Below are 22,643 nucleotides of genomic sequence, written 5' to 3' on the forward strand. Positions count from 1 at the left end.
CTTCCAAAACCGCCCCGCCCTTTTCTGTTGTCTTAACGATTATTGACGCGCTCAAAGCGGCGTAATAATTCATTACCACGTTCTACAATGGTATTAAGTGCCTGTTCAGGTGTTTTTTTACCTGTCCAGATCTGCTCTGTCTCTTCATCGACAATCGCCCGAATCTGTAACATATTCCCTAAACGAATACCACGCGTATTATTGGTTGCTTTACGAATCATCTGCTCAACCGGGACTTCTGCACCGGGATTTTGCTCATAAAAACCACTCTTCTCTGTGATCTCAAAAGCGGCTTTCGTGACAGGCAGATAACCGGTACGCATATGGCTTGCCGCTTGTACATCAGGCTGCGAGATATATTCAAAGAATTTCGCCACCCCTTTATAATGATCGTCCGGTTTCCCGCTCATCACCCAAAGACTTGCGCCACCAATCACAGTATTTTGCGGGGCGCCGGCAACATCTTCATAGTAAGGCAACGTTGTTTCCCCAAATTCAAATTGCGCATCCCGTTTTAATCCGCCATAACTCGCAGATGAACCGAAAGTCATCGCACATTCGCCAGATCTAAACGCCGGTCCCGCTTCACTAGCGCGGCCTTTATAGACAAATAAACCCTCTTTAGCCATATCTGCAAGATTATTAAAATGGCGTAATTGCAAAGGTTTGTTAATCAGTAACTCAGCATCTAACCCATCAAAGCCATTATTCTTAGAGGCATAAGGTTCATTATGCCACGCTGAGAAGCTCTCTAACTGTGTCCAACCCATCCATTCTGTAGTCATTGGGCAACTATAGCCCGCGGCTTTTAACTGTTCCGCTGCAGAGCGAACTTCTGTCCACGTTTTCGGAGGATGATCTGCATCTAATCCCGCTTTTTTGAAAGCATCTTTGTTGTAATACATTACTGTTGTTGAGCTATTAAAAGGAAGTGATAAAAGCTCGCCATTAGGCGCAGTATAGTAACTTGCAACCGCAGGAATATAATCATTGAGATCAAAGTGGATATTATTATCGCGCATAATCTCTGTGACAGATTTAGTCACCCCTTTTGCATAGATCATCGAAGCGGTTCCCACTTCATAGACTTGCAAAATATCGGGCGCTTCCCCAGCTCTAAAAGCGGCAACGCCGGCAGTCATTGATTGCTCATACCCACCTTTGTAAACGGGAACCACTTTATAATCTGATTGTGACTCATTAAAGCCTTTCGCAAGATCATTCACCCATTCAGTTAATGCGCCATCCATTGAATGCCACCACTGAATCTCTGTCTGTGCCAATGCGTTTGTTGAGAGAAGTGAAGCCCCCATAACAGTCGCTGCAACCCATTTTTTTATCTTCATATACTCAAATCCCTTTTGACAGCCGAGCAAATAACGCTATCAAATGCGTATCAAGACGGCTATTAATGTTGTCATTAATCTGTTGTAAGGTGGATCTTATCGATCTTTTGTGAGTATAAGGGACAAATATGACAAGCAATTAACAAACAACCATCATTCGACCTTACTATAATTACCAATTCACGGTTATAAAAAACAAGACCATTTTCCTCGGTGAAGAGGTAAATGGTCTTAATCATTCTTAATATCGGGGAATCCCCGAGAATATAACTCTTTCACTATGACGATAATTCAGCGAGTACCTTTTTTAGAATCGCTATCGATTGATCAATTTCTGCTTTTGTAACAATCAGAGCCGGGAAATAACGCACTACATTGCTACCAGCAGAAACGAGTAACAACTGCTTCGCTAAAGCGGCTTTCACAAAATCGCCGGCAGTGACTGAATCTTCTAATTTAAAACCTAATAATAATCCTTCTCCGCGAAGTTCTTCAATGAGTGGAAATTCTTGCTGTAAAGCTGAGAGCTGCTCACGGGCATATTCTCCCATCGCTTGAACATTCGCTAAAAATTCCGGTGTTGTGATCTCCGTTAAAACCGTATTAGCGACACTACAAACAAAAGGATTCCCGCCATAAGTTGAGCCATGATCACCAGGTACTAATACATCATTGGCAAGCCCTTTTGTGATACAAGCCCCAATGGGAACACCGCCTCCAAGCGCTTTTGCTAATGTTACAATATCCGCTTTTAAAGGCAATTGATCAGAATAGAGTACACTTCCCGTACGACCTAAGCCACATTGAATCTCATCAAAAATCACCAAGGATTGATATTTTTGCGAAAGCGTCTGAATGGCGCTGATAAATGCCGGCGTTACACTGGTCAATCCCCCTTCCCCTTGAATCGGCTCAAGAATAATGGCGCAGACATTCTCATTCATAACCTCGGTCAGTGCTTTAACATCATTAAATGGAATCTCTACAGTATTGGGAATCAAAGGCCGATAATCTTTCTGATACTTCTCTTGCCCTGTAACCGCTAAAGTACCGGTTGTTCGTCCATGAAACGAATCTTTCATATAGACAATACTGTTTTTAGTTGCACTGATCTGCTTGCCATATTTACGGGCAATTTTCAGGGCTAATTCATTCGCTTCTGCCCCGCTGTTGCAGAAAAAGACACGCTCATAACCCGTTGCCGATAAGAGCTTTTCGGCAGCCTTATTTTGTGCTTCGTTATAGTAGAGATTTGAAATGTGTAGCAATGTTTCTGCTTGTTTTTGAATGGTTTCTACCATTTTAGGATGCGCATGCCCTAGTGCATTGACTGCAATTCCGGACACAAAATCTAAATACTCTTTCCCTTGATCATCCGTTAAGATCAAGCCTTTTCCTTTCACAAAATTCACCGGAAATCGGTTATAAACATTGAGCAACATCGCGCCTCTCCTTCCTCTAGTTTTGATAGTGGTATCTAATGATCAGTTTTTTAAATAAAATACTTCAATAAAATACTTCAATAAAATTTTTAAACAATCAACTTAAATAATTGATTTATAGTAAATTTGGTTTAAGAAATGGCTTTTAAACAGCTATTGTGGGGTTTTAAAAAAGCTAAAACCTGGTTCACCAACACTTGCAAGATGCCAGATAGAACAGCTTCCTTGCCTCGATCAGCCGATACACCGGCATTTTAATAAGTTTCTTTTGAACCGATATTACTATAAATAATCAATTTCAATAATGAGTGCGACTATTGAGGCTGATCACGATAGATCATTGTACCGCAGCCCTCTTCTGTAAATAACTCAAGTAGAATCGAATGACGAATTTGACCATTGAGAATAATAACGTGATCAACACCTCGATCAATCGCTTCAAGACAAGTATTCACTTTTGGAATCATCCCCCCATTAATAATGCCACTATCGATATACGATTGCGCTGTTGCAACACTCATCTCGGCAATCAAAGAGTTCTTATCATTGAAATCTTGATAAACACCATCTACATCCGTTAAAAAAATCAAACGGTGCGCACCGACGGCAGCGGCAACTTCCCCGGCAACATAATCAGCATTGATATTATAAGTTTCACCCGCTTCCCCAATACCAATGGAAGAAATTACTGGGATATAGTGCTCTTTCGCTAAAAGGTCGATCAGCTCTCGATTAATTTTGGTAATCTCTCCAACAAAACCGATATCGATCTTCTCACCATCTTTTTCAATATATTTCTTTTGTGCCGCAATTAAGCCGCCATCTTTTCCGCTTAACCCCACTGCCTTTGCACCGAGTTTATTCAGATCAGCAACAATGCTCTTATTAATTTTGGCAGAGAGAACCATTTCGGCAATCTCGACGGTTTCAGCATCACTCACACGATTGCCTTCAATAAATTCCGTCTCTTTCTGGACTCTCTTCAGCATCTCATTAATTTCAGGCCCCCCCCCATGAATAATGATCGGATGAATCCCCACATATTTCATCAAAGCAATATCTTTCATAAACTCATCGCGAATCGCTCGATCGACCATCGCTGCACCGCCATATTTAATGACAACGGTTTTATCAGCATATTTACGAATAAAAGGGAGCGCTTCTACTAGAATATGCGCCTTCTCGTGATTAGTAATCATGTCTATCCATCCTTTTAGTGATTTGATCCTATTGATCTTTATTATTGTTTTTTAGTAAATTTGGTTTAAGAAACATAGCTTTTAAGCAGCTAGTATGGAATTTTAAAAAGAAGAGACCGACAAATCCCTTTGCCCATCTCTTTTATGAAGTTTTATGAATAAATCTTATGATGATTAGGTTCGATAATCGGCATTAATCTTCACATAATCATACGATAGATCACAGCCCCAAGCGGTCGCGACACTGCCACCATTCATCAAATCAATGAGTATTGTAATGGTATCTTGCTTTAAGATCTCATTGAGTTTTACTTCATCAAATGCGGTCCCAGAACCATTTTCAACGATCTGTACATTTTGATCATTATAGGCAATATAAATTTGTACCTTTTCTGGCTCAAACTCCGCTTCTGCATTACCAATAGCACAAATAATCCGACCCCAGTTCGCATCTTCGCCGAAAATTGCTGTTTTGACTAAGCTAGAAGTGACTACAGATTTTGCAACTCGTTGTGCATCCGCCAAAGAACGCGCATGTTCTACTCGTACTTCAATGAGCTTTGTCGCCCCCTCACCATCTCTTGCAATCATTTTCGCAAGTGTTTGATTGACCATATCAAGCGCGCGTTTAAACTTGATATACGCTTCATCATTGGTTTCGATTAAGGGATTATTGGCTTTACCATTTGCAAAAATAAAAGCAGAATCATTCGTACTCGTATCGCCATCTACAGAGATCATATTGTAAGAGGTATTGACGCTCGCTAAAAAAGCTTTATCTAACATCTCTTTAGTAATATTCGCATCTGTTGTTAATACGCCGATCATAGTCGCCATATTCGGATGAATCATCCCTGAACCTTTTGCCATCCCAGCAATAGTGACAATTTCACCGCCTAACTCAAAATAGACAGCAAATTGTTTTGAAGTCAGATCGGTTGTCATAATCGCCTCGGCAGCCTCATTCCCGCCTTCACGACTAAGATGCTTAGGGATCTCACGAAGCCCTTTGCGAATAATATCCATCGGTAGTTGTTGTCCGATCACGCCCGTTGAAGCAACAAAGATCTCCTCTGTTTCCACATTCATCTCTCGGGCAATTATTTCGCACATCTCAAGAGCATTCGCGGCACCCACTTCACCCGTACAAGCATTGGCATTACCACTATTGATAATGAGCCCGCGATGATGCGTCTTCTTTGCAAAGCCAGCACATAACTCAACCGGTGCGGCACGAAATTGATTTTGTGTGAGCGCTACAGAAGCTACCGCCGGCTCCTCACTCCAGATAAAAGCAAGATCTTTCTTGCCACTCTCTTTAATACCGGCCGTCATCCCTGCCGCTTGAAATCCCGGTGTTGATGTAATCGTCCCGTCTTTCAAAACTGTAATCATTGTGTTTCTTCTCCTAATTGAGAGTCAATAAAATTTGGCCATTCGCCCAATTCTTAATATTAATTGTACTATAACACGCACAGCAAAAAGGCGATCCTTACTGCTATCGCCTTTCTTTCAAATTGTGTTTTAAATATACATCGAAAGCATATTTAATCCCAATGTTTCCGGGAATTTAAAGAGAATATTCATACTCTGCACAGCTTGACCTGCCGCGCCTTTAATCAAATTATCGATCGCCGAAACCACGATCACTTTCCGCCGAGTTTCATCTACGCGAATGGCAATATCACAAAAATTAGTACCTCTGACCGCATTGAGTTCCGGCAATGATTTCCGGATACGAATAAAGGGTTCATCTCGGTAAAATGCCCGATAGATCTCATACGCTTTCGCTTCTGTCAATGCCATATCTGCTTTTACGGCAGCGTAGATCGTCGAGAGAATACCTCGATTAACCGGTAAAAGATGCGGTGTAAAAAGAACATCCACATTCTCATCGGTCAGCTTTTCGAGCTCTTTTTCCATCTCCGGTGTATGCCGATGACTCATCACACCATACGCTTTAAAATTCTCATTCACTTCACAAAAGAGTGAGGATGTCTTTGCATCCCGACCTGCGCCAGTTGTCCCTGATTTAGAATCGACAATCAGATCTGTTTCTACCCATTGACCGGCGATAAGCGGTGCAACCCCTAAGATCGCCGTTGTGGGAAAGCAGCCCGGCGAAGCGACAATATGGCTCTGGGCGATTAATTCCCGGTGCAACTCCGGCATCCCATATGCGGTATAGGGCATCAGATTCGGTGCTTTATGGGGCACTTTGTACCATTTTTCATAGGTATCTAAATCTTCAAATCGAAAATCTGCGCCAAGATCGATGACTTTCACCCCTTTTTCATAAGCGCTGTGGGCAAAGCCTTGCGATAAGCCATGGGGCAATGCCATAAAGAGTAGGTCAATCTCTTCTAATCGTGCAATAAAGTCTTCATCTTTAATTAAGGTATGATCTAATCGACCTTCAAAATTGGGATAGACAGTTTGAATCTGCATATCAGCATAAGAGCGAGAAGAGAGTAAGCGAATCTCTACCTCTGGATGTTGCTCTAATAACCATAATAGTTGCTGCCCGGCATAACCGGTTACCCCAATAATTCCTACCTTAATCATCTCATCGCTCCATATATAGAGGGATCTATAGATCACTCTATTGTGTTCGTTACTATTATCTTCAATTTCAATCAATTATATCAACCAATAGTAGCAGTTACAGAAATATCCACTCCATTCAAAGAGCGGATATTCTGATGATTTCACTATGATCTATGCTTGATCAGCTATCTCATCATCAATTTTAGGATCATCACTCAATGTAGCAGGTGTTTTAGGGTTTTTAAAGATGATATTTCAGAAAAATATCGCCCAATAGATTTAATAGACATTCTTCTTTTTAATACCATCTTTTTAACCGCTTCTCATTGAAGATCTATGACGCGGCTATGTCAATTCTGTATCTAGCCTCTTTAGATCCTCATCTATATCTCTTCCCCCATAGCCTGCCCATTCACATTAGCTTGCAAAAGGATCTTTATGATCATAAGAGTTGATATAAAGTTGGTCTGAAATAAGATATTGATAGATTTCATCCACCACTTCGATCCCATTCTCCTCACTTTCACGCTGGGCAATCTCTGTATTTTCACCGGGGTAGAAAACTCGCTCAGCGCCCGCTGCAGGTTTAATTTGGTTCAACTCTTGCATCATCTGGGTAATACCTCGGCGAACAGCTTCGCCACCAGCAAAGAAGTCAGGATTAATCACAATATGTAATTGCCCTAAATTACGACCCTCAGAGAGATCATGGTACATAGAAGAGACATGTTTACCAAAAGGTAAACCCAATAAAATACCCGATAACACATCAATCATCATCATTAAACCATAGCCTTTAGGCCCCGCAATCGGTAATAACCCATGTACTGCGTGTGGATCAGTTGTGGGATTACCAGTGCTATCCACTGCCCAATTATCTGGAATCGCAGCATTACGAGAACGCGCATCTAATACTTTCCCCCAGGCTTGTACTGTGGTCGCCATATCAAAGATTATATTTTTACCGGCTTCTCCCGGTGCTGCGAATGCTAATGGATTGGTCCCATAATAGACTTCGGCACCATTAAATGGCACTGCCATCGGGTCGGATTGACATACAGAAAGCCCTATCATACCGGCATTGGCCGCCATCTCCACAAAATAAGAGAGCGCACCGCTATGTCCCATCTGCCGAATGCCAACAACTGCAACACCATTTTCTTTCGCTAATTGAATAGCCTCCTCCATTGCCAATTTTGCGGCAACATGCCCTGCACCATTGTCTGCATGAAAAATCCCACTACAAGGCCCCGTAGCTTCAAAACGAAAGTGAGGGGTGCAATTCGTTCCCCCTTTGCTAATACGTTCTGAATAATACTCTACGCGTACTGCCCCATGGGAATGGATACCTCGTGCATCCGCATGTACTAAGATATCCGCAACGATATCTGCGTGTTCCTGAGATAATCCTGCTCGGTGAAGTTTTTGACTCATTAACTGATGTAATGCTGTTTTTGTCAGTTTCATACGCTTACCCTCTATATTGGAATGCAACACCTGATTAAATCGGATCAATCTTGGCAATAGTGGATGCTAACGAAAATGATTGCGCCTTTCACCTGATCCTTTCATCTAATCCTACTTGCAATATAAGGGATTAACATCCTCCACTGGCTTGATTTAAATTAGCTTTATCACACTACTTAAATTTTTCATTTAAATGAGCATGATCATTTAATAACTTTTTATAACGACTTTTTATAACGTCTCCCCGGCCTAAATGATCATTTTCAATATGCAAAATATTGTTTCCAGCCCAATAATAGTGTTGATAATAGTGACAATGAAAAAACCCTAGCATGATTTTTCATACTAGGGCTCACTCTATGTCTATCTAGGTTTGATCTAGATTTCATCCATTAAATTATCAAATTATTTAATGATTCAATATTATTGATAGATGCTTCTATACTAATTATTTAGCAACCCGATTTGGGCTTTTGCTTTCGTCTACAAAGAGCATTGCAATAATCCCGATAATGGTGATCGCTGCTGCGAAGTAGAAACTCATATTTAAGTTACCTGTTTGGTCTGCGATAAAACCTGTTAACCAAGGTGCAGCAATCGAAGCACTCATACCGAAGAAGTTATAGAGACCAAAAGCGGTACTTAAAGATGCACGTGGTGCATTATCCGCACAAAGCGCCAATAATACTGGGTTCAAGCTAATTTTACCGATAAAACCATAGAGTACTAATACGATAATTAGAACAGCGGTTGATTCTGAAGCCACGATACCGAAGATTGAGATCAGTGATAATGGCAACATAAAGAGCACAATCGGTTTACGTTTACCTAATTTATCAGATAGGAAGCTAAAGAAGATTGTTCCGATAATCGAAATCCAAGGCACGATAGAGGCAATATTTGCTGCATACACAGGATCCATATCACGTTGCTGTACAAGGTAAGTCGGTAACCACGTGATAATGACGAAGAAGCCATAAATTGAACAGAAGATCGCAATATAGGCCATAACAAGGTTGCGATTTTTAAAGAGTGCAGAGAAACCTGAATTTCCTGTATCCCCACTTGCCGCCGCTTGTGCTTTTGCTTCTTGTTCTTGCTCATCAAGACCTGGTGCGCGCTCTCTGATGAAAATTAACATCGCAATGGCCAATACAAATACCGGTACAGCCATCACTAAGAAAGGTTGCTGCCAAGTAGTTTCAAAACGAGTCGTCATAATACTGGATAAGTTATAACCTAATGCGATACCAAAAGACATCCCACTGCCGATAATCGCACTACCTACCGCTACCCATTTTTTCGGAATTGCTTCTGATGAGAGCGCATATTGTGGACCATAGAAAGTCCCTTGTGCCGCCCCTGCTAACATCCAGAAGATGATAAAAACAGAATAATTAGGTGCAAAACTCACCGCCGCCATAAATACCGAATATAAGAAGAAACCTGTGACGAGGATACGCTTACGGCCAACTTTATCGCCCATCATACCTGAAGGAATCTGTAGTGCCGTATATGCAAAATAGAAGAGACTCATAATACCGCCGATGGCCGCTTGGTCAATACTAAAAGATCGACCAACCTCTTGCATCACAGGGCTAAAAACTGCACGGCCTGCATAAATAAAAACCCATCCTAAAAAGAAGATGATAATTGTGGTGATCCAATAGCGACTATTTGCCGGTGTTTTTTGTGAATTGCTGTTCATAGTAGGCTCCTACAAAGCGATTGAGTTGTAACTGATCTTATCCTATCCCATAAAAGTTTGTGAAAATTTGACTTACACACCTATTTTCTACATTAAAAGAAAAGTCTTGTAAATCAGTTCTGATTACCCAAAATATTCTAAATATCGTATATTTGAGCCAACTCATCAAAAAAACTATCGCAATCTATCCCTATTCCCTGAAAATTTTAAACAGCCATTTTTTTATGACATATATCATCATTTTTAAAGGATAATGGTGTTACTTTTTGAAATGTGACATACAAGCACACACAAATCTCAGTACATTTAAATGAGGTACGAAACTATGATCCACTCTTATATCAAGAAAGGCAGCTTTCAGGATTCAGTTAGCTTGATGATTATCTCTCGCAAGCTGAGTGAACATCCTGAAGTGGAAGAAATTTCCGTCATGATGGGAACGCCTGCCAACAAAGATCTCTTAAAAGCCACAGGCTTTTGGAGCCCAGAATTTGAAGAAGCGACGCCTAACGATATCTGTATCGCGATTAAAGCAGAAACAACAGATCACTCAATTGTTGAAATGGTGATTGAAGCATTAGAGGAAGAACTTGCTAATCTTGCCAAAAATCAAGGGGGGAGTGGTAAGCGCATTCCGAAAGCGCGCCGACTTGCTTCAGCACTTGAAAGAATGCCTGATAGTAACACAATGCTAGTTTCTATCGCCGGTGAATATGCTGCAGATTTAACAGAATCAGCGATCGAAAAAGATCTTAATGTGATGATCTTCTCCGATAATATGTCACTGCAAGATGAGATTCGTCTTAAAAAACAAGCGGCAGATAAAGGGCTTATTGTTATGGGACCAGATTGCGGTACCTCGATGATTGCCGGCGCTCCCCTTGCTTTTGCCAATGTGATTCCTGAAGGAAATATCGGCGTGGTGGGTGCATCGGGAACGGGGATTCAAGAGCTCTGCTCACAGATCGCTTTAGCGGGACAAGGTATTACCCATGCAATTGGTCTTGGGGGACGAGACTTATCGGTAGATGTCGGCGGTGTGAGTGCGATGACTGCACTTGATATGTTAGAGAATGATGAAAATACCAAGGTCATTGCCTTTGTCTCTAAACCGCCCGCTGAAGAAGTACGTCAAAAGATCATCCAACGTATGAAATCAATCGCGAAACCGGTCGTGGCACTCTTCTTAGGTAGTAAAATTGATCAACCTCGCGATGGTAATGTTCACCTCATTAATACCATTGATAAAGCAGCCCGTTTAGCGGCAGAGTTATCAGAAGTAGAGAAAGATTATGAAATCATGACACCGGTTCCAGAGAGTAAAATCTTAGGTCTTTATACGGGGGGAACACTCGCTGCAGAGATTGCCCTTATTTTAGCTGAAGGGATGAATGCCGAGATCGATTCTAAACATGAGAAAGGTACAATGTTAGATGCTAATGGGCATAAAATTATTGACCTTGGGGATGACTTCTACACAGTAGGTCGCCCACATCCTATGATTGACCCCACTTCTCGACAAGAAGAGATTCTTAAATTAGCGAACCGCCCAGAAGTAGGCGTTGTACTCCTTGATGTGGTGATCGGTTATGGTGCAGGCCCTGCGCCAGCTGAATCCGTCACCAGCGCAATTAAAAAATTACGGGAAAAACGACAAGCACCGATTAACTTTATCGCAACAGTCACAGGAACGAATCAAGATCCTCAAGGTCGCGATAAAGAGATCGAACTTCTGAAAGAAGCAGGGATCGCTGTTGTGAATAATCTTCCTGAAGCAGCCTCCCTTGCCTTTGCGCTTATCACGCCACGTCAAGCTAAAACTGATCTCAAACCTTATCCACTGTTAGAAGGCGTTAAGGTTATTAATGCGGGATTACGAAGCTTCTCAGAAGATCTTCAATCGGCCGGCATTCCTGTTGTACAGTTTCAGTGGGCTCCGATTGCAGGTGGCAATCAGCAATTAGAAAACATTCTTAAACGTTTGAAATAAGAGGACTATATTATGACAAATTTTGCAACCATTGATGAAGCGAACAAAGCTGTTGTTGAACGCATTCGTGAAGCTCGCCCTCGTTGGGTTGGGGTTATTCCTGCAAAAGAAGCAGTACCTACTTTAGCAACCGGCAAAAAACTCCTCCATGCAGGTCCTCCTATCAAATGGGAAGAGATGACAGGACCGGCACAAGGAGCTTGTATTGGAGCGGCGATCTTTGAAGGCTGGGCAACAGATGAAGCAAGTGCCCGTAAGATTCTTGATGCAGGAGAGGTGGAATTTATTCCTTGCCATACGGTTGATGCAGTCGGCCCTATGGGGGGTATTACTTCTGCGAATATGCCAATGCTTAAAGTATTCAATAAAATTCACGGTAACTATGCCTATTGCAACATCAATGAAGGGATCGGTAAAGTGATGCGCTTTGGTGCCTTTGGGGAAGAAGTGCAAGCCCGTCATCGCTGGATGCGTGATTCCTTTGGCCCTATTCTCAATGAAGCCTTAGAATCTATGGATGAAGGTCTTGATATCACCGCACATATGGCGCAAGGAATTACGATGGGCGATGAGTTCCATCAACGTAATATTGCAACCTCTGCCCTTTTAGTCAGAACGCTTGCACCTGTTATCGCAGGTCTTGATCGTCCAAAAGAAGAGTTGACGAAAGCGATTAACTTCTTAAGTATCACTGACCAATTCTTCTTAAATGTCTGTATGGCTTACTGTAAAGCGGCAATGGATGCCGGCGCACAAATTAAAGCAGGGACAATTGTTACCGCTATGACCCGTAATGGTCGTAATTTCGGAATTCGTGTCAGCGGTCTAGGGGATCAATGGTTTGAAGCACCTGTAAATATGCCACAAGGTCTCTTCTTTACCGGCTATACCCAAGATGATGCAAACCCTGATATCGGTGATAGTGCGATTACTGAGACCTACGGTGTAGGTGGTTGTGCAATGATTGCCGCACCTGGTGTAACTCGATTTGTCGGTGCAGGTGGTTTTGATGCAGCCGTTGAAACTTCTGAAGAGATGAGTGAAATCTATGTAGATCACAATATGGGTCTACAGATTCCTACTTGGGATTTCCAAGGCGCCTTAATTGGGCTAGATATGCGCTTAGTCGTAGAGACAGGAATCACACCTGTGATCAATACCGGTATTGCTCATAAAGATCCCGGCGTGGGTCAAGTCGGTGCAGGGACTGTACGCGCACCGCTTGAATGCTTTGAGAAAGCATTGATTGCATTTGATAAAATGTATCATGAATAATCCATGACTATAGACTAAAATATCAATCCCCAAATAGTGGGCATATTGGATAACACATATTTAAGAGACTATCCAATAATACAGAAGCCAATAAGCGTGATACTTATTGGCTTCCTTCTATTTTCTAACGCCTTTTTGCACGCTATTGTGATATCTTAATAACATTGTTTAAGATGAATAATAATGGGAATATCACCTGAAAGGATTCTTTTATGCTTGATTTAGAAACAATGCGTTCTTTTGTACAAGTCGCTGAAATGAAGAGTTTCTCTAAAGCCGCTCACAATTTACATAAAACCTCAGCAACGATTAGCTATCGTATCAAAATGCTCGAAGAGAATGTAGGCGCACAGCTCTTTCACCGAACCACAAGAACCGTTGAATTAACTGCTGCCGGCGAGCATCTATTAGAACAATGTAAACAGTGGCTGATCTGGCTCGATGGGATTACTAAAGAACTACAACAGATTAATGATGGGATTGAGCCTAGCGTGAATATCACGATCAATAATCTTCTTTATAATGTAGAAGCGGTCACAGAGCTCCTAGTTCATCTTAATCAGCGATTTCCCCAGACTAAAATCACGATCTCTCGGCAGATCTTTATGGGTGTTTGGGATAGTCTGATTTATGATAATTATCATCTTGCCATCGGGGCTCCCGGCGAAGAAGCCTTGACTAGTCACTACGAAATGATGGATTTAGGGGCGATCTCATGGGCTTTTATTGTCGCCAAAGATCATCCAATCTTAGAAGAGATAGGGGATAAAACTGCAACAGAAGCTCTATTACGACAGTATCCTGCAATTAATACCGAAGATACAGCTCGTAATTTACAAAAGCGTACCGCGTGGTTATTGAAAGGGCAAAAAGAGATCAAAGTACCCAATATGCGCACAAAGTTAGCATGCCATCTCCAAGGTTTAGGTATCGGTTTTCTCCCTCGTACAATTTGCCAACCCTACTTAGATTCAGGGGAACTAGTTGAGATTAAAATTCCTAATCATCGAGTGCCCTCTAAAATGATGCTCGCTTGGAATACAGAACTTAAAGGGAAAATTGTGCAAGAGATTATCGATCTCTTTGAACAAAACGACCCAATTGCACAAAAGCTACTAAAAAACATCGATCTTCCCATTACCCCTCATTCAGTTTGATAACGAAGAAGATTTCTGATCATTATCTTGCTATCCTATAACGTATTTTATTTTATACAGATATTTATCGCTTATAGAACCTGATTAACAGGCATAAGAATAACAAATATCTGCCTCATGACCACTTCAATCAATAGTCGATAGATCCTTACTACATGAAAAAATTATTGCTCATTAAAACCTCCTCTATGGGGGATCTAATACATACCTTTCCTGCATTAACCGATCTATCTCGCCATCGTCCTAATGAATATCATCTCACTTGGGTGGTTGAGGAATCATTTGCCGATATCGCGCGTATGCACCCGATGACACGAGATCTAATTATCTTTGGCAGTCGCCGCTGGAAGAAAAATCTATTCAAACGGGAAACCTGGCAAGATTTTGGCCGATTCAAAACAGCGCTTCAAGCTGAAAAATGGGATTTAATCGTTGATTGCCAAGGGCTTTTTAAAAGTGCAATGATCACAAAAATGGCGGCACAAAAAGGCACCATTCCCACTTATAGCTACACAAAAGAATCGATCCGAGATCCATTTGCCGCACGATTTTACCAACATGGCTTTTCAGTACAAAAAGGCCTCACTGCAATTGAACGTAATCGACAGCTCCTAGCGCAAATATTTAATTATACACCAGAACCGTTAGCAGATTTTGGGATTGATCATTGGAATGAACGCTCCCCTTTAACACCTGACCGCCCTTTTGTCGCGCTGATTCATGGGACTAGCGCCGAGAATAAAGAGTGGCCAGAAACAAAATGGATCGAAGTAGGTCAATACTTAATACGTCGAGGGTTAATCTCCATTCTCTTTTGGGGGAATGAGCGGGAAAAAGCCCGCGCCGAACGTATTGCCGAGCAAGTACCTGAAGCGATTGTTATGCCAAGAGTCTCCCTTCAAGAAGCGGGATTCATTCTCTCAAAAGCATCTCTTATTATTGCAGTCGATACCGGCTTTGCCCACCTTGCTAATACTCAAGATCGGCCCATTATCGGTCTGTTCCTCGGTAGTGACTCCCACTATGCCGGCGTGATTCCCACGCAGCAAAATCCCTATGCTCGCAATTTAGGAGGAAAAGGACAAAACCCAGAAGTTTCCGAAGTCATCAAAGTTATTGAATCCTTTACCTTACCTATTAACCGATAAGCGACTAAAACAATCGACCATAAAAAAGAGAGATTTATCTGAAGTGACCCCATAAAGTTAGACGGTTTTAAAATTATAATGATAAGGACTGAGTTCGATATTCAATCGGGCTTAGTCCTTTTAGTTTAAGTTTAATGCGTTTGTGATTGTAATAATCAATATATTTATGAAGTTCATCTTCAAGTTGATCAACTGATTTAAATTGTTGAGTATAAAAGCATTCTGATTTTAGTATTCCGAAAAAATTTTCCATAACTGCGTTATCGTAGCAATTTCCCTTACGAGACATGCTTTGCTTGATATTATGATCTTTCAGATTTTGTTGGTAATGACTCATTTGATATTGCCAGCCTTGATCTGAGTGAAGGATTAATTTTTTCCTACCTTTCTTGCTGGTGACGAAGCGTTTTAAAGCTTTTTCTAACATCAATTTAACAAGATCGTACTTTGGTCTTTTAGATATTTCGTAACTAATAATCTCTTGATTATACAGGGGCGGAATCCAATTCCTAGCGCAACACTTACTTAAGGAGTAAAATGTTGCCATGAACTATTCAAGATTATCACTTAATGAACGGATCAATATTGAAGTTGGTATACAACTTAATAAAAGTATTCGAACCATTGCTAAAGAGCTAAACCGATCGCCTTCGACAATTTCCAGAGAGTTAAAAAGAGTTGAGGATAAAGATCACTATGCTGCAACAAAGGCACAGTACGCCTATTTACAAGCTAGAAAGAGATGCGCCCCTGATGAAAAACTAACGCCAGGAACGGTCTTATTTGGTTTTGTGGAACAGTGTTTACGTGCTAAATTATCTCCTGAACAAATATCCGGGGTACTTAAAAAGATGGCTAATTCTAGTTACTATGTTTGCCAAGAAACAATCTACAATGCCTTGTATGCTTTACCCGTTGGCCAATTAAAAAAAGAATTACTCCAATGTTTAAGGCAAGGACGTACCACACGAAAACCCCGAAAAGGAACTGTGGATAGAAGAGGGCAAATTCCTGATTTAGTAAGTATTCACTTACGTCCTCCAGAAGTTGAAGATCGTTTAACACCTGGACATTGGGAAGGTGATTTGATCAAAGGAAAAGGCAACGCTTCAGCTGTCGGCACATTAGTTGAGCGCACTAGTGGTTATGTTATGTTAATCAAAATGGAAGATGCAACCGCAACCTCTGCCGTTATAGGGTTTAGCGCAGCACTCAATCGAGTACCTTTAACATTTGCACGAACAATGACCTATGATCGAGGGAAAGAAATGGCTTATCATGCTCAGATCACGCAAAATACGGGAGTTGCTATCTACTTTTGTGATCCCCATAGCCCCTGGCAAAGAGGGAGTAATGAGAATATCAATGGTTTGATACGACAATACTTGCCCAAAGGGACAGATCTTTCTATTCATAGTCAGGAAGAGCTTGATGAAATAGCGCTATCACTCAATAGTCGACCTCGAAAACGCTTTAATTTTAGATCGCCTATCGAAGTTATTACAGAACTATTTCACAAGGAATATGAAGCTACTCAGATGACGAAACATTAACTGTTGCGTTAGAAATTGGAACTCAAGAGGTCTAAAATCGGTGATAAATAAAGTTTCTCCCCATTAACTTTAAACTCGGTAACATCAGTTACCCACTTTTGATTAGGTTGAGATGCTGTAAATTGGCGCTTTAATAGATTTTTAGCAATTCGTCCTACTTGGCCTTTGTAAGAGCGATATTTTTTGGGTCGAACCAATGACTTAAGATTCAACTGTTGCATTATTCTTTGAACTTTTTTGTGGTTAATGACAAATTCTCTGCGCAAAACTGCCGTAATACGACGGTATCCATAACAACCTTTATTTTCATGAAATACGGCTAGAATCCGAGATTTAAGCTCGCTCTCTGGATCTGTTTTTTGAAGTAATAGGCGATGATAGTAGTAACTACTTCTTGGAATATCGATCAAATTTAGTAATAAAACCAAAGGATACTTGTCTTTAAGCTCTTCAATTATTTTGACTTTTGCCTTTGCCGTTCTTCCTTCTCGTCCATCTCTTGAAACTTTTTTAAGATATCATTCTCCGCACGAAGATAAATAAGCTCTTCTTGAAGCTGATCAATCAATTTTTCTTGTTCGGTTCTATTGTCAGGCTTTTGGGGGCGTTTCATTTTATTAGGTCGACCTTTCTTACGGGGCTTAAGCGCTTCAAAACCACCTTGTTTGAAGAGAGTTTGCCATTCTAATATAGAACTTTGCGTAGGAATATTAAAATATGCAGCGACCTCTTGCTGAGAGAGATTGTGAGTCTTCATGTAAATTAAAACATGATATTTGAATTCTGCGGTGTATTTTAACTTTGAATGCCGAGGTTCAATCCCTTTAATGCCATGATATTGATAGAGTTTAACCCATTTTCTAACTGCTGAATGAAGTATGCCAAAATGGTTTGCAGTTGATCTATAACCATAGCCGTTTAAATAAAATGATATTACTTTTAATTTGAAATCTAAAGAATACTTAGCCATATAAAAACACCCCAAAAGTCGTGTCCAACTTTTGGGGTGCAGTTCATATCCATCTCTCTTTTTTTTATTTTTCTGATTATTCTGATTTTTTCTTTCACTTTTGAAGAGTTATGATGTCAATACTTTAGACAACTTACACCACAATACGAGTCCCTGTTTTGCCACGAAGGGCATCAGCCATTGCATCAAGGGTCGTCACAATACCGGCACCCTTAGGGTTCTCTTTAAGGTAATCTAATAGTGATTCCACTTTCGGCAACATACTACCTGCCGGGAATTGACCCTCTTCCATATAAGCTTTCGCTTCTGCTACCGTCATCTCTGATAACCACTCTTGGTTAGGTTTACCAAAGTTAATCGCGACTTTTTCAACGCCTGTAGGAATAAGATAGACATCTGCTTTTAATGCTGAAGCTAAAAGCGATGAGGCACGATCTTTATCAATCACTGCTTCAACCCCTTGTAACTGCCCTTTATCATCGATCATGACAGGGATCCCGCCACCTCCGCAAGAGATAACCAATACATCATTACCGATAAGTTCCTCAATCATTTTAAGCTCTAAAATTTGCTTAGGCTTTGGAGAAGCAACCACTCGGCGCCAACCACGACCTGAATCTTCTACCACGCTCCAACCAAGCTCTTTCTCATACTGTTTTGCTTCCGCTTCACTCAAGAAAACACCGACCGGTTTATCGGGATGAGTAAATGCCTGGTCTTTCGGATCGACTACCACTTGAGTAATCAGCGTCGCTACTTGTTGATTGATCTTACGCTGCATTAATTCGTTATAAATTGCAGACTGCAAGAGATAACCGATCTCACCTTGTGTTGCTGATACATAATGATCTAGAGGATATTGGGGCAATTTATCTTTGGCTGCTTCCCCTTGGCTCTGATGAATGCCTACATGAGGCCCATTGCCATGAGTGAGTACAACGCGCCAGCCCTCTTCGCTTAAATCTACGATATTCTTCGCTAACTTTGCCGCAATATCCCGCTGTGATTGCATATCAAGATGATTATTATCCGGAATTAATGCATTCCCACCAATTGCTAATACCATCACTGGCTTCTCTTTCATCGTATTTTTTTCCATAACTGATTCCTCATTTAGTCGTTTAATTATTCAATAAAGACTACCACAGTGTACCCTAAGAATTATTTTTTTGTGATCGAAAAAGTCAGCTTTATGATGAAAATCAATAATAAAATCAATCAGTAAAATATTTTTAAATAACCCGATTGATTGCATTAATTTTTGATTTAATAAATAGAGCCTTTTTAGAATACATCCTCCAAAATAGCCGTAACGCTCCCTTATTTTTGCTCGTTACTCATTCTTAATGATCGTGATTGTACTATTTTTGCGTTATTTTCTATCTTGGATTGCATTATCTTTCAATAATACTTGTAGCCCCGCCACAATTCCCATTACCATATCCGACCCCGAGCTTGAACCGATCGTCAGAATTTGGGTTAATACAGTACGTTGTGCGCTTAAATCTGAACTCACTAATGCCTTAGCATATTCTTGTAACCAACCATTAAATCGTCCTGAAACAGCATAATTGAGCATCCACCAACTAATTTCATTGGTATGCGTACGGCTATCCTCAATTGTTACTTGAAGCTGTGCTAAAAGAGATTGATAACGTGTAGGATTGAGCCATAGAATGAGCATCATCCCCACTAAGAAATCATCCCCTGAAGGTGTTAGTCCCATTCCAAGCCCAATCTGCTTCGTAGCTAACTGCGCAACTTCCGGCGCATTATTATGCGCAATGGCTTCAATAAGCGCACGACTTTGCAAATTGAGTGTCTCGTAAATATATTGCATCACCCGATCATCAAACGCTCTAGCCGGTAATAGGGATTGTGCCAATTGCAAACTCGCATCTAAAGATTGTTTAATATCCCTTTGCGATTGTGATTTCCAATCTAAGACCGGAAGCTCACTCTCCCAATAAGTTGTGGCATCGTTAAAGCTAAAAGATAATCCCGGCGCTATAAATGCCCCTTTGCCATCGATCTCTTGATATTGCAGAGGGATTTCTGCTTTTTGTAATGCTTCTAAGGTTGCCTTTGGAAGTCTATTTACTCGCAGTGTATGAGGGCCATCCGGGAAACCGGCAGATAAAAATGTAGCAAATTGCCCCTCTTGATCGATCAGATTCAGTGCATGCGTAAAACAGGAATGAATTTGATATTGTGCACCTACTTGTAAGGGTGTTGCCCATTTTTGATCAATCGAAAGAATGGCTATCATTCCATAGTGCCTCGACGACTTGAAAGGGCGATTAATTTAGCGATCCCCATTCCGGCAATTAGTCCTATCACATCAGCAACCACATCCCAAACATCACCACTACGGCCATCGACCCAGTGTTCTTGAATAATTTCACTCGATGCGGCAAAGAGAATATTAAAAAAGGCTAGAAATATCACGATCAATTGTCGCGTTTGCAGCTTTTGTCGATATTGATTAAGCGTGTGGTACTGTAACCCTGCTAGAATTGCAAAAATAGCAAAGTGAACAACTTTATCACTTTGCGGGAAAAGCAGCGGTGTTGGTAGATTTTCTGTCGCATCCGGCAGAAAAAGCATTAATGTCATTAAAACAAACCAAAAAATTGTGACCCATAGCCACCTAGTTGCAATTGTCATCTTTCTGTTCTTATAGTCTATGTGTACTGCACATTTGCGCTGTCCATTAAGATTAAAATTGTGTCTGAATAGTGCTCTCGTTCTAATTACCCTAAATTATTGATTTTGAATTAAATGAAAAATAATCGATAAAGTAGATCCATCCTGACACAAAACGGTCTGCTATTTTAACGATCTTTTAGGCTATTGTACAAGCCATTCAATAAGATAAATCAAACCATTTAAGGCCACAACTCCGATAATCACGCTTAAAAAGACATTTCGCCAACGAATATAACTCCCTAGAACAAATGCTAAAGCCCCCACTTTTGCCAACAATAGTGCCCCATTAATCGCCGCAAAATCAATCTCCATACTATGAATAATCAAAATCGCCATCACACTCAGTGGCAGCGCATAATTGAGATATCGTAACAGATAAGAATCTAACACCTTTTTAGGGACAAAGGTCGGGAATGCACGAAGTAAAAAGGTTATCAGCCCCATCAATAGAATCGCAATCAGCAGCGCTATTAAGCTCATATTACCCATTGATCTGCTCCTTGCTTAAATGACGTAAAAGTGCCCCCCGAATCATAATAACCCCCACAGATAAGAGTAGTGCCAAAATTAAGACATATTGTGGAAAGAGCCATAAACTCAAGAGATAGCAACCTAATGCAATCAGTGTTGGCCACCAAATATTTTTAACGCGCATCTGCTCATACCAGAGAATGACAAAGAGCACCGGTAATGCAAATTCTAAATGAGGGATGAGATTCGCCAACTGCTCCCCAGCAATAATACCGACAATGGTCGCAACCACCCAATAGGCGTGTACGAGAAAAGCTACTTGTAGAAAATATCGTTGCTGTTCTGCTTTTGATAAACCACTCATCACCGAGAAACATTCATCTGTTAAACAAAATAAGCAATAAGCTCGCTTCCATCGATTCGCCGGCAAAATATCCACTAAGGGAAGTGCATAGAAAATATGGCGTAAATTAATCACAAAGGTATTGAGATTAAGATTAAAGATCCCGGCACCACTTGCCACTAAGGGAATTGCCGCATATTGTGCCGCCCCTGAAAAGACCACGATCGAGATTACAACTGAAATCCACCAAGGAATCCCTGCAGCACTCGCTAAAACACCAAAGGCCATTCCTGCGGGTGCATACCCCATTGCGACCGGCAAGGTGATTTGTACTGCTCGCTGCCAACCTTCAGCCTGAACTGCCGAGCGTTTCTCCTGTTGTGCTACCCCCATTGTTTTGCCCTCATCTCTTCCCCTATCGTATGAGCCTGCATCTCAAACATTCTTGCTTGCATCACTATTCACCCTTAATCTATTCAGCCTGAATGTCATCCTAACTATGACTAATTCTCTAGCCTATCACGCACTCTTTTTTAATCAATAGCTTGTCAGATCTATCGATCAATAATAGTCATAAATCTCACCTGCTTCATTAGGCACTTTTAAAAGCAACACTTAACTGCGCCGATGCAAGAGAGTAGGTTAAATGTTGTAATAATGTTTCCGTCACTGCTTTTATCTCTAATGGATGATCAACCCAATCAGCCAATTGAGTCACTTCTAATCCTTGATAACCACAAGGGTTAATGCCGGAAAAGGGGGTTAAATCCATATCGACATTCAAACTCAAGCCATGATAGACCGAGCCTTTACGAATCCGAAGCCCAAGTGCCGCAATCTTTTTCCCGGCAACATAGACGCCCGGCGCATTCACATCCCCATTTCCCTTAACTCCGTAATCGGCCAAAGTAGCGATGACCGCCTGCTCTAAAGCACGCACCAACGAGCGCACGCCACATTGTCTTGCTTTGAAATTAATCAAAGTATAGATCACAATCTGCCCTGGCCCATGATAGGTCACCTGCCCACCACGATCGACTTGAACAATCGGAATATTGCCGGGATTGAGGATATGTTCCGGTTTCCCATTTTGCCCTTGAGTATAAACCGGCGGATGAGTGACCACCCATAATTGATCTTCACTCTTCTCATCTCTTGTTTCGGTAAATTGTTTCATTGCTTCATATACCGATAAATAAGGTTGCTCACCCAACGATACTATCTTCATTATCTTTTCTCATACCTATACTCAGTAGTAACGTATTGTACCTGATCCTGCCCGATTTTATCGACCAGAAATCTTCATACAAAAAGGGAA

The 22,643-nt window shown here is 41.1% G+C and carries 19 protein-coding genes and 2 pseudogenes; 5 read left to right on the forward strand and 16 right to left on the reverse strand.

Annotated features, from left to right (window positions below; genetic code table 11):
• Positions 1–32: 32 nt before the first annotated feature.
• The 7 genes from ugpB to WMO13_RS07365 all read right to left on the reverse strand — a co-directional run bounded on the left by ugpB (position 33) and on the right by WMO13_RS07365 (position 9,709).
• Positions 33–1,346, reverse strand: a complete 1,314-nt coding sequence (gene ugpB / locus WMO13_RS07335; RefSeq protein ID WP_026879041.1) for a sn-glycerol-3-phosphate ABC transporter substrate-binding protein UgpB — start codon at positions 1,344–1,346, stop codon at positions 33–35.
• Between the two features lie 278 nt (positions 1,347–1,624).
• On the reverse strand, positions 1,625–2,788 hold the full coding sequence (locus WMO13_RS07340) for an aspartate aminotransferase family protein (RefSeq protein WP_026879042.1): 1,164 nt from the start codon (positions 2,786–2,788) through the stop codon (positions 1,625–1,627).
• A gap of 314 nt (positions 2,789–3,102) precedes the next feature.
• On the reverse strand, positions 3,103–3,987 hold the full coding sequence (gene argB, locus WMO13_RS07345) for an acetylglutamate kinase (RefSeq protein ID WP_026879043.1): 885 nt from the start codon (positions 3,985–3,987) through the stop codon (positions 3,103–3,105).
• 174 nt (positions 3,988–4,161) lie between these two features.
• Complete coding sequence (gene argJ, locus WMO13_RS07350; RefSeq protein WP_270049116.1) at positions 4,162–5,382, reverse strand: bifunctional glutamate N-acetyltransferase/amino-acid acetyltransferase ArgJ; 1,221 nt, start codon at positions 5,380–5,382, stop codon at positions 4,162–4,164.
• A gap of 129 nt (positions 5,383–5,511) precedes the next feature.
• Positions 5,512–6,552, reverse strand: coding sequence for an N-acetyl-gamma-glutamyl-phosphate reductase (gene argC, locus WMO13_RS07355; RefSeq protein ID WP_026879045.1), 1,041 nt, complete (start codon positions 6,550–6,552; stop codon positions 5,512–5,514).
• A gap of 399 nt (positions 6,553–6,951) precedes the next feature.
• Positions 6,952–8,001 carry an ureidoglycolate dehydrogenase gene (gene allD / locus WMO13_RS07360; protein WP_026879046.1) on the reverse strand — a complete coding sequence of 350 codons (1,050 nt, stop codon included), beginning with the start codon at positions 7,999–8,001 and terminating at the stop codon, positions 6,952–6,954.
• 448 nt (positions 8,002–8,449) lie between these two features.
• A complete protein-coding gene (locus tag WMO13_RS07365) occupies positions 8,450–9,709 on the reverse strand; it encodes an MFS transporter (protein ID WP_034855782.1) in 1,260 nt (419 codons plus the stop codon).
• Between the two features lie 325 nt (positions 9,710–10,034).
• Here WMO13_RS07365 and fdrA point away from each other — a divergent pair, with 325 nt between their 5' ends.
• The 4 genes from fdrA (at position 10,035) to waaC (ending at position 15,279) form a co-directional block, all read left to right on the forward strand.
• Complete coding sequence (fdrA, locus tag WMO13_RS07370; protein ID WP_026879047.1) at positions 10,035–11,699, forward strand: acyl-CoA synthetase FdrA; 1,665 nt, start codon at positions 10,035–10,037, stop codon at positions 11,697–11,699.
• Positions 11,700–11,711: 12 nt separating this feature from the next.
• Positions 11,712–12,974 (forward strand): DUF1116 domain-containing protein, encoded by a 1,263-nt coding sequence (locus tag WMO13_RS07375; RefSeq protein ID WP_034855784.1) that lies wholly within the window; start codon positions 11,712–11,714, stop codon positions 12,972–12,974.
• A gap of 212 nt (positions 12,975–13,186) precedes the next feature.
• Positions 13,187–14,131: an HTH-type transcriptional activator AllS gene (gene allS, locus WMO13_RS07380; protein ID WP_026879049.1), complete on the forward strand. Its 945-nt coding sequence runs from the start codon at positions 13,187–13,189 to the stop codon at positions 14,129–14,131.
• 155 nt (positions 14,132–14,286) lie between these two features.
• The gene (waaC, locus tag WMO13_RS07385) at positions 14,287–15,279 is read left to right on the forward strand and encodes a lipopolysaccharide heptosyltransferase I (protein WP_026879050.1); all 993 of its coding nucleotides are present in this window, start codon (positions 14,287–14,289) and stop codon (positions 15,277–15,279) included.
• 73 nt (positions 15,280–15,352) lie between these two features.
• On the opposite strand, the pseudogene WMO13_RS07390 reads toward waaC, so the two are convergent.
• Positions 15,353–15,772: pseudogene (locus tag WMO13_RS07390) on the reverse strand (IS3 family transposase); the annotation flags it as partial.
• Between the two features lie 52 nt (positions 15,773–15,824).
• On the opposite strand from WMO13_RS07390, the gene WMO13_RS07395 reads away from it, so the two are divergent.
• A complete protein-coding gene (locus WMO13_RS07395) occupies positions 15,825–16,832 on the forward strand; it encodes an IS30 family transposase (RefSeq protein WP_342386827.1) in 1,008 nt (335 codons plus the stop codon).
• 26 nt (positions 16,833–16,858) lie between these two features.
• On the opposite strand, the pseudogene WMO13_RS07400 reads toward WMO13_RS07395, so the two are convergent.
• The 8 genes and pseudogenes from WMO13_RS07400 to lipB all read right to left on the reverse strand — a co-directional run.
• Positions 16,859–17,290 (reverse strand): annotated as a pseudogene (locus WMO13_RS07400) (IS3 family transposase); the annotation flags it as partial.
• A complete protein-coding gene (locus tag WMO13_RS07405) occupies positions 17,287–17,802 on the reverse strand; it encodes a helix-turn-helix domain-containing protein (RefSeq protein WP_026879200.1) in 516 nt (171 codons plus the stop codon). The gene WMO13_RS07405 and the pseudogene WMO13_RS07400, both read right to left, overlap by 4 nt.
• A 133-nt stretch (positions 17,803–17,935) precedes the next feature.
• The gene (arcC, locus tag WMO13_RS07410) at positions 17,936–18,901 is read right to left on the reverse strand and encodes a carbamate kinase (protein ID WP_245601168.1); all 966 of its coding nucleotides are present in this window, start codon (positions 18,899–18,901) and stop codon (positions 17,936–17,938) included.
• A 273-nt stretch (positions 18,902–19,174) separates the two neighbouring features.
• On the reverse strand, positions 19,175–20,071 hold the full coding sequence (locus WMO13_RS07415; protein ID WP_026879198.1) for a DUF2877 domain-containing protein: 897 nt from the start codon (positions 20,069–20,071) through the stop codon (positions 19,175–19,177).
• Positions 20,068–20,469: a VanZ family protein gene (locus tag WMO13_RS07420; protein ID WP_026879197.1), complete on the reverse strand. Its 402-nt coding sequence runs from the start codon at positions 20,467–20,469 to the stop codon at positions 20,068–20,070. The genes WMO13_RS07415 and WMO13_RS07420 overlap by 4 nt, the downstream gene beginning before the upstream one ends.
• A gap of 183 nt (positions 20,470–20,652) precedes the next feature.
• Positions 20,653–21,000 carry an AzlD domain-containing protein gene (locus WMO13_RS07425; RefSeq protein WP_051396272.1) on the reverse strand — a complete coding sequence of 116 codons (348 nt, stop codon included), beginning with the start codon at positions 20,998–21,000 and terminating at the stop codon, positions 20,653–20,655.
• A complete protein-coding gene (locus tag WMO13_RS07430) occupies positions 20,993–21,718 on the reverse strand; it encodes an AzlC family ABC transporter permease (RefSeq protein ID WP_026879195.1) in 726 nt (241 codons plus the stop codon). Before WMO13_RS07430 ends, WMO13_RS07425 begins: the two co-directional genes overlap by 8 nt.
• A 199-nt stretch (positions 21,719–21,917) precedes the next feature.
• Positions 21,918–22,553 carry a lipoyl(octanoyl) transferase LipB gene (lipB, locus tag WMO13_RS07435; protein WP_026879194.1) on the reverse strand — a complete coding sequence of 212 codons (636 nt, stop codon included), beginning with the start codon at positions 22,551–22,553 and terminating at the stop codon, positions 21,918–21,920.
• Positions 22,554–22,643 lie beyond the last annotated feature (90 nt).

Origin of the sequence: Ignatzschineria larvae DSM 13226 (assembly GCF_038500265.1) — a bacterium.
GTDB lineage: Bacteria > Pseudomonadota > Gammaproteobacteria > Cardiobacteriales > Wohlfahrtiimonadaceae > Ignatzschineria > Ignatzschineria larvae.

Coding starts and splice junctions, on each gene's coding strand:
- ugpB (WP_026879041.1), bottom strand. CDS start 1,346: ATGAAGATAAAAAAATGGGTTGCAGCGACTGTTATGGGGGCTTCACTT.
- WMO13_RS07340 (WP_026879042.1), bottom strand. CDS start 2,788: ATGTTGCTCAATGTTTATAACCGATTTCCGGTGAATTTTGTGAAAGGA.
- argB (WP_026879043.1), bottom strand. CDS start 3,987: ATGATTACTAATCACGAGAAGGCGCATATTCTAGTAGAAGCGCTCCCT.
- argJ (WP_270049116.1), bottom strand. CDS start 5,382: ATGATTACAGTTTTGAAAGACGGGACGATTACATCAACACCGGGATTT.
- argC (WP_026879045.1), bottom strand. CDS start 6,552: ATGATTAAGGTAGGAATTATTGGGGTAACCGGTTATGCCGGGCAGCAA.
- allD (WP_026879046.1), bottom strand. CDS start 8,001: ATGAAACTGACAAAAACAGCATTACATCAGTTAATGAGTCAAAAACTT.
- WMO13_RS07365 (WP_034855782.1), bottom strand. CDS start 9,709: ATGAACAGCAATTCACAAAAAACACCGGCAAATAGTCGCTATTGGATC.
- fdrA (WP_026879047.1), top strand. CDS start 10,035: ATGATCCACTCTTATATCAAGAAAGGCAGCTTTCAGGATTCAGTTAGC.
- WMO13_RS07375 (WP_034855784.1), top strand. CDS start 11,712: ATGACAAATTTTGCAACCATTGATGAAGCGAACAAAGCTGTTGTTGAA.
- allS (WP_026879049.1), top strand. CDS start 13,187: ATGCTTGATTTAGAAACAATGCGTTCTTTTGTACAAGTCGCTGAAATG.
- waaC (WP_026879050.1), top strand. CDS start 14,287: ATGAAAAAATTATTGCTCATTAAAACCTCCTCTATGGGGGATCTAATA.
- WMO13_RS07395 (WP_342386827.1), top strand. CDS start 15,825: ATGAACTATTCAAGATTATCACTTAATGAACGGATCAATATTGAAGTT.
- WMO13_RS07405 (WP_026879200.1), bottom strand. CDS start 17,802: ATGGCTAAGTATTCTTTAGATTTCAAATTAAAAGTAATATCATTTTAT.
- arcC (WP_245601168.1), bottom strand. CDS start 18,901: ATGGAAAAAAATACGATGAAAGAGAAGCCAGTGATGGTATTAGCAATT.
- WMO13_RS07415 (WP_026879198.1), bottom strand. CDS start 20,071: ATGATAGCCATTCTTTCGATTGATCAAAAATGGGCAACACCCTTACAA.
- WMO13_RS07420 (WP_026879197.1), bottom strand. CDS start 20,469: ATGACAATTGCAACTAGGTGGCTATGGGTCACAATTTTTTGGTTTGTT.
- WMO13_RS07425 (WP_051396272.1), bottom strand. CDS start 21,000: ATGGGTAATATGAGCTTAATAGCGCTGCTGATTGCGATTCTATTGATG.
- WMO13_RS07430 (WP_026879195.1), bottom strand. CDS start 21,718: ATGGGGGTAGCACAACAGGAGAAACGCTCGGCAGTTCAGGCTGAAGGT.
- lipB (WP_026879194.1), bottom strand. CDS start 22,553: ATGAAGATAGTATCGTTGGGTGAGCAACCTTATTTATCGGTATATGAA.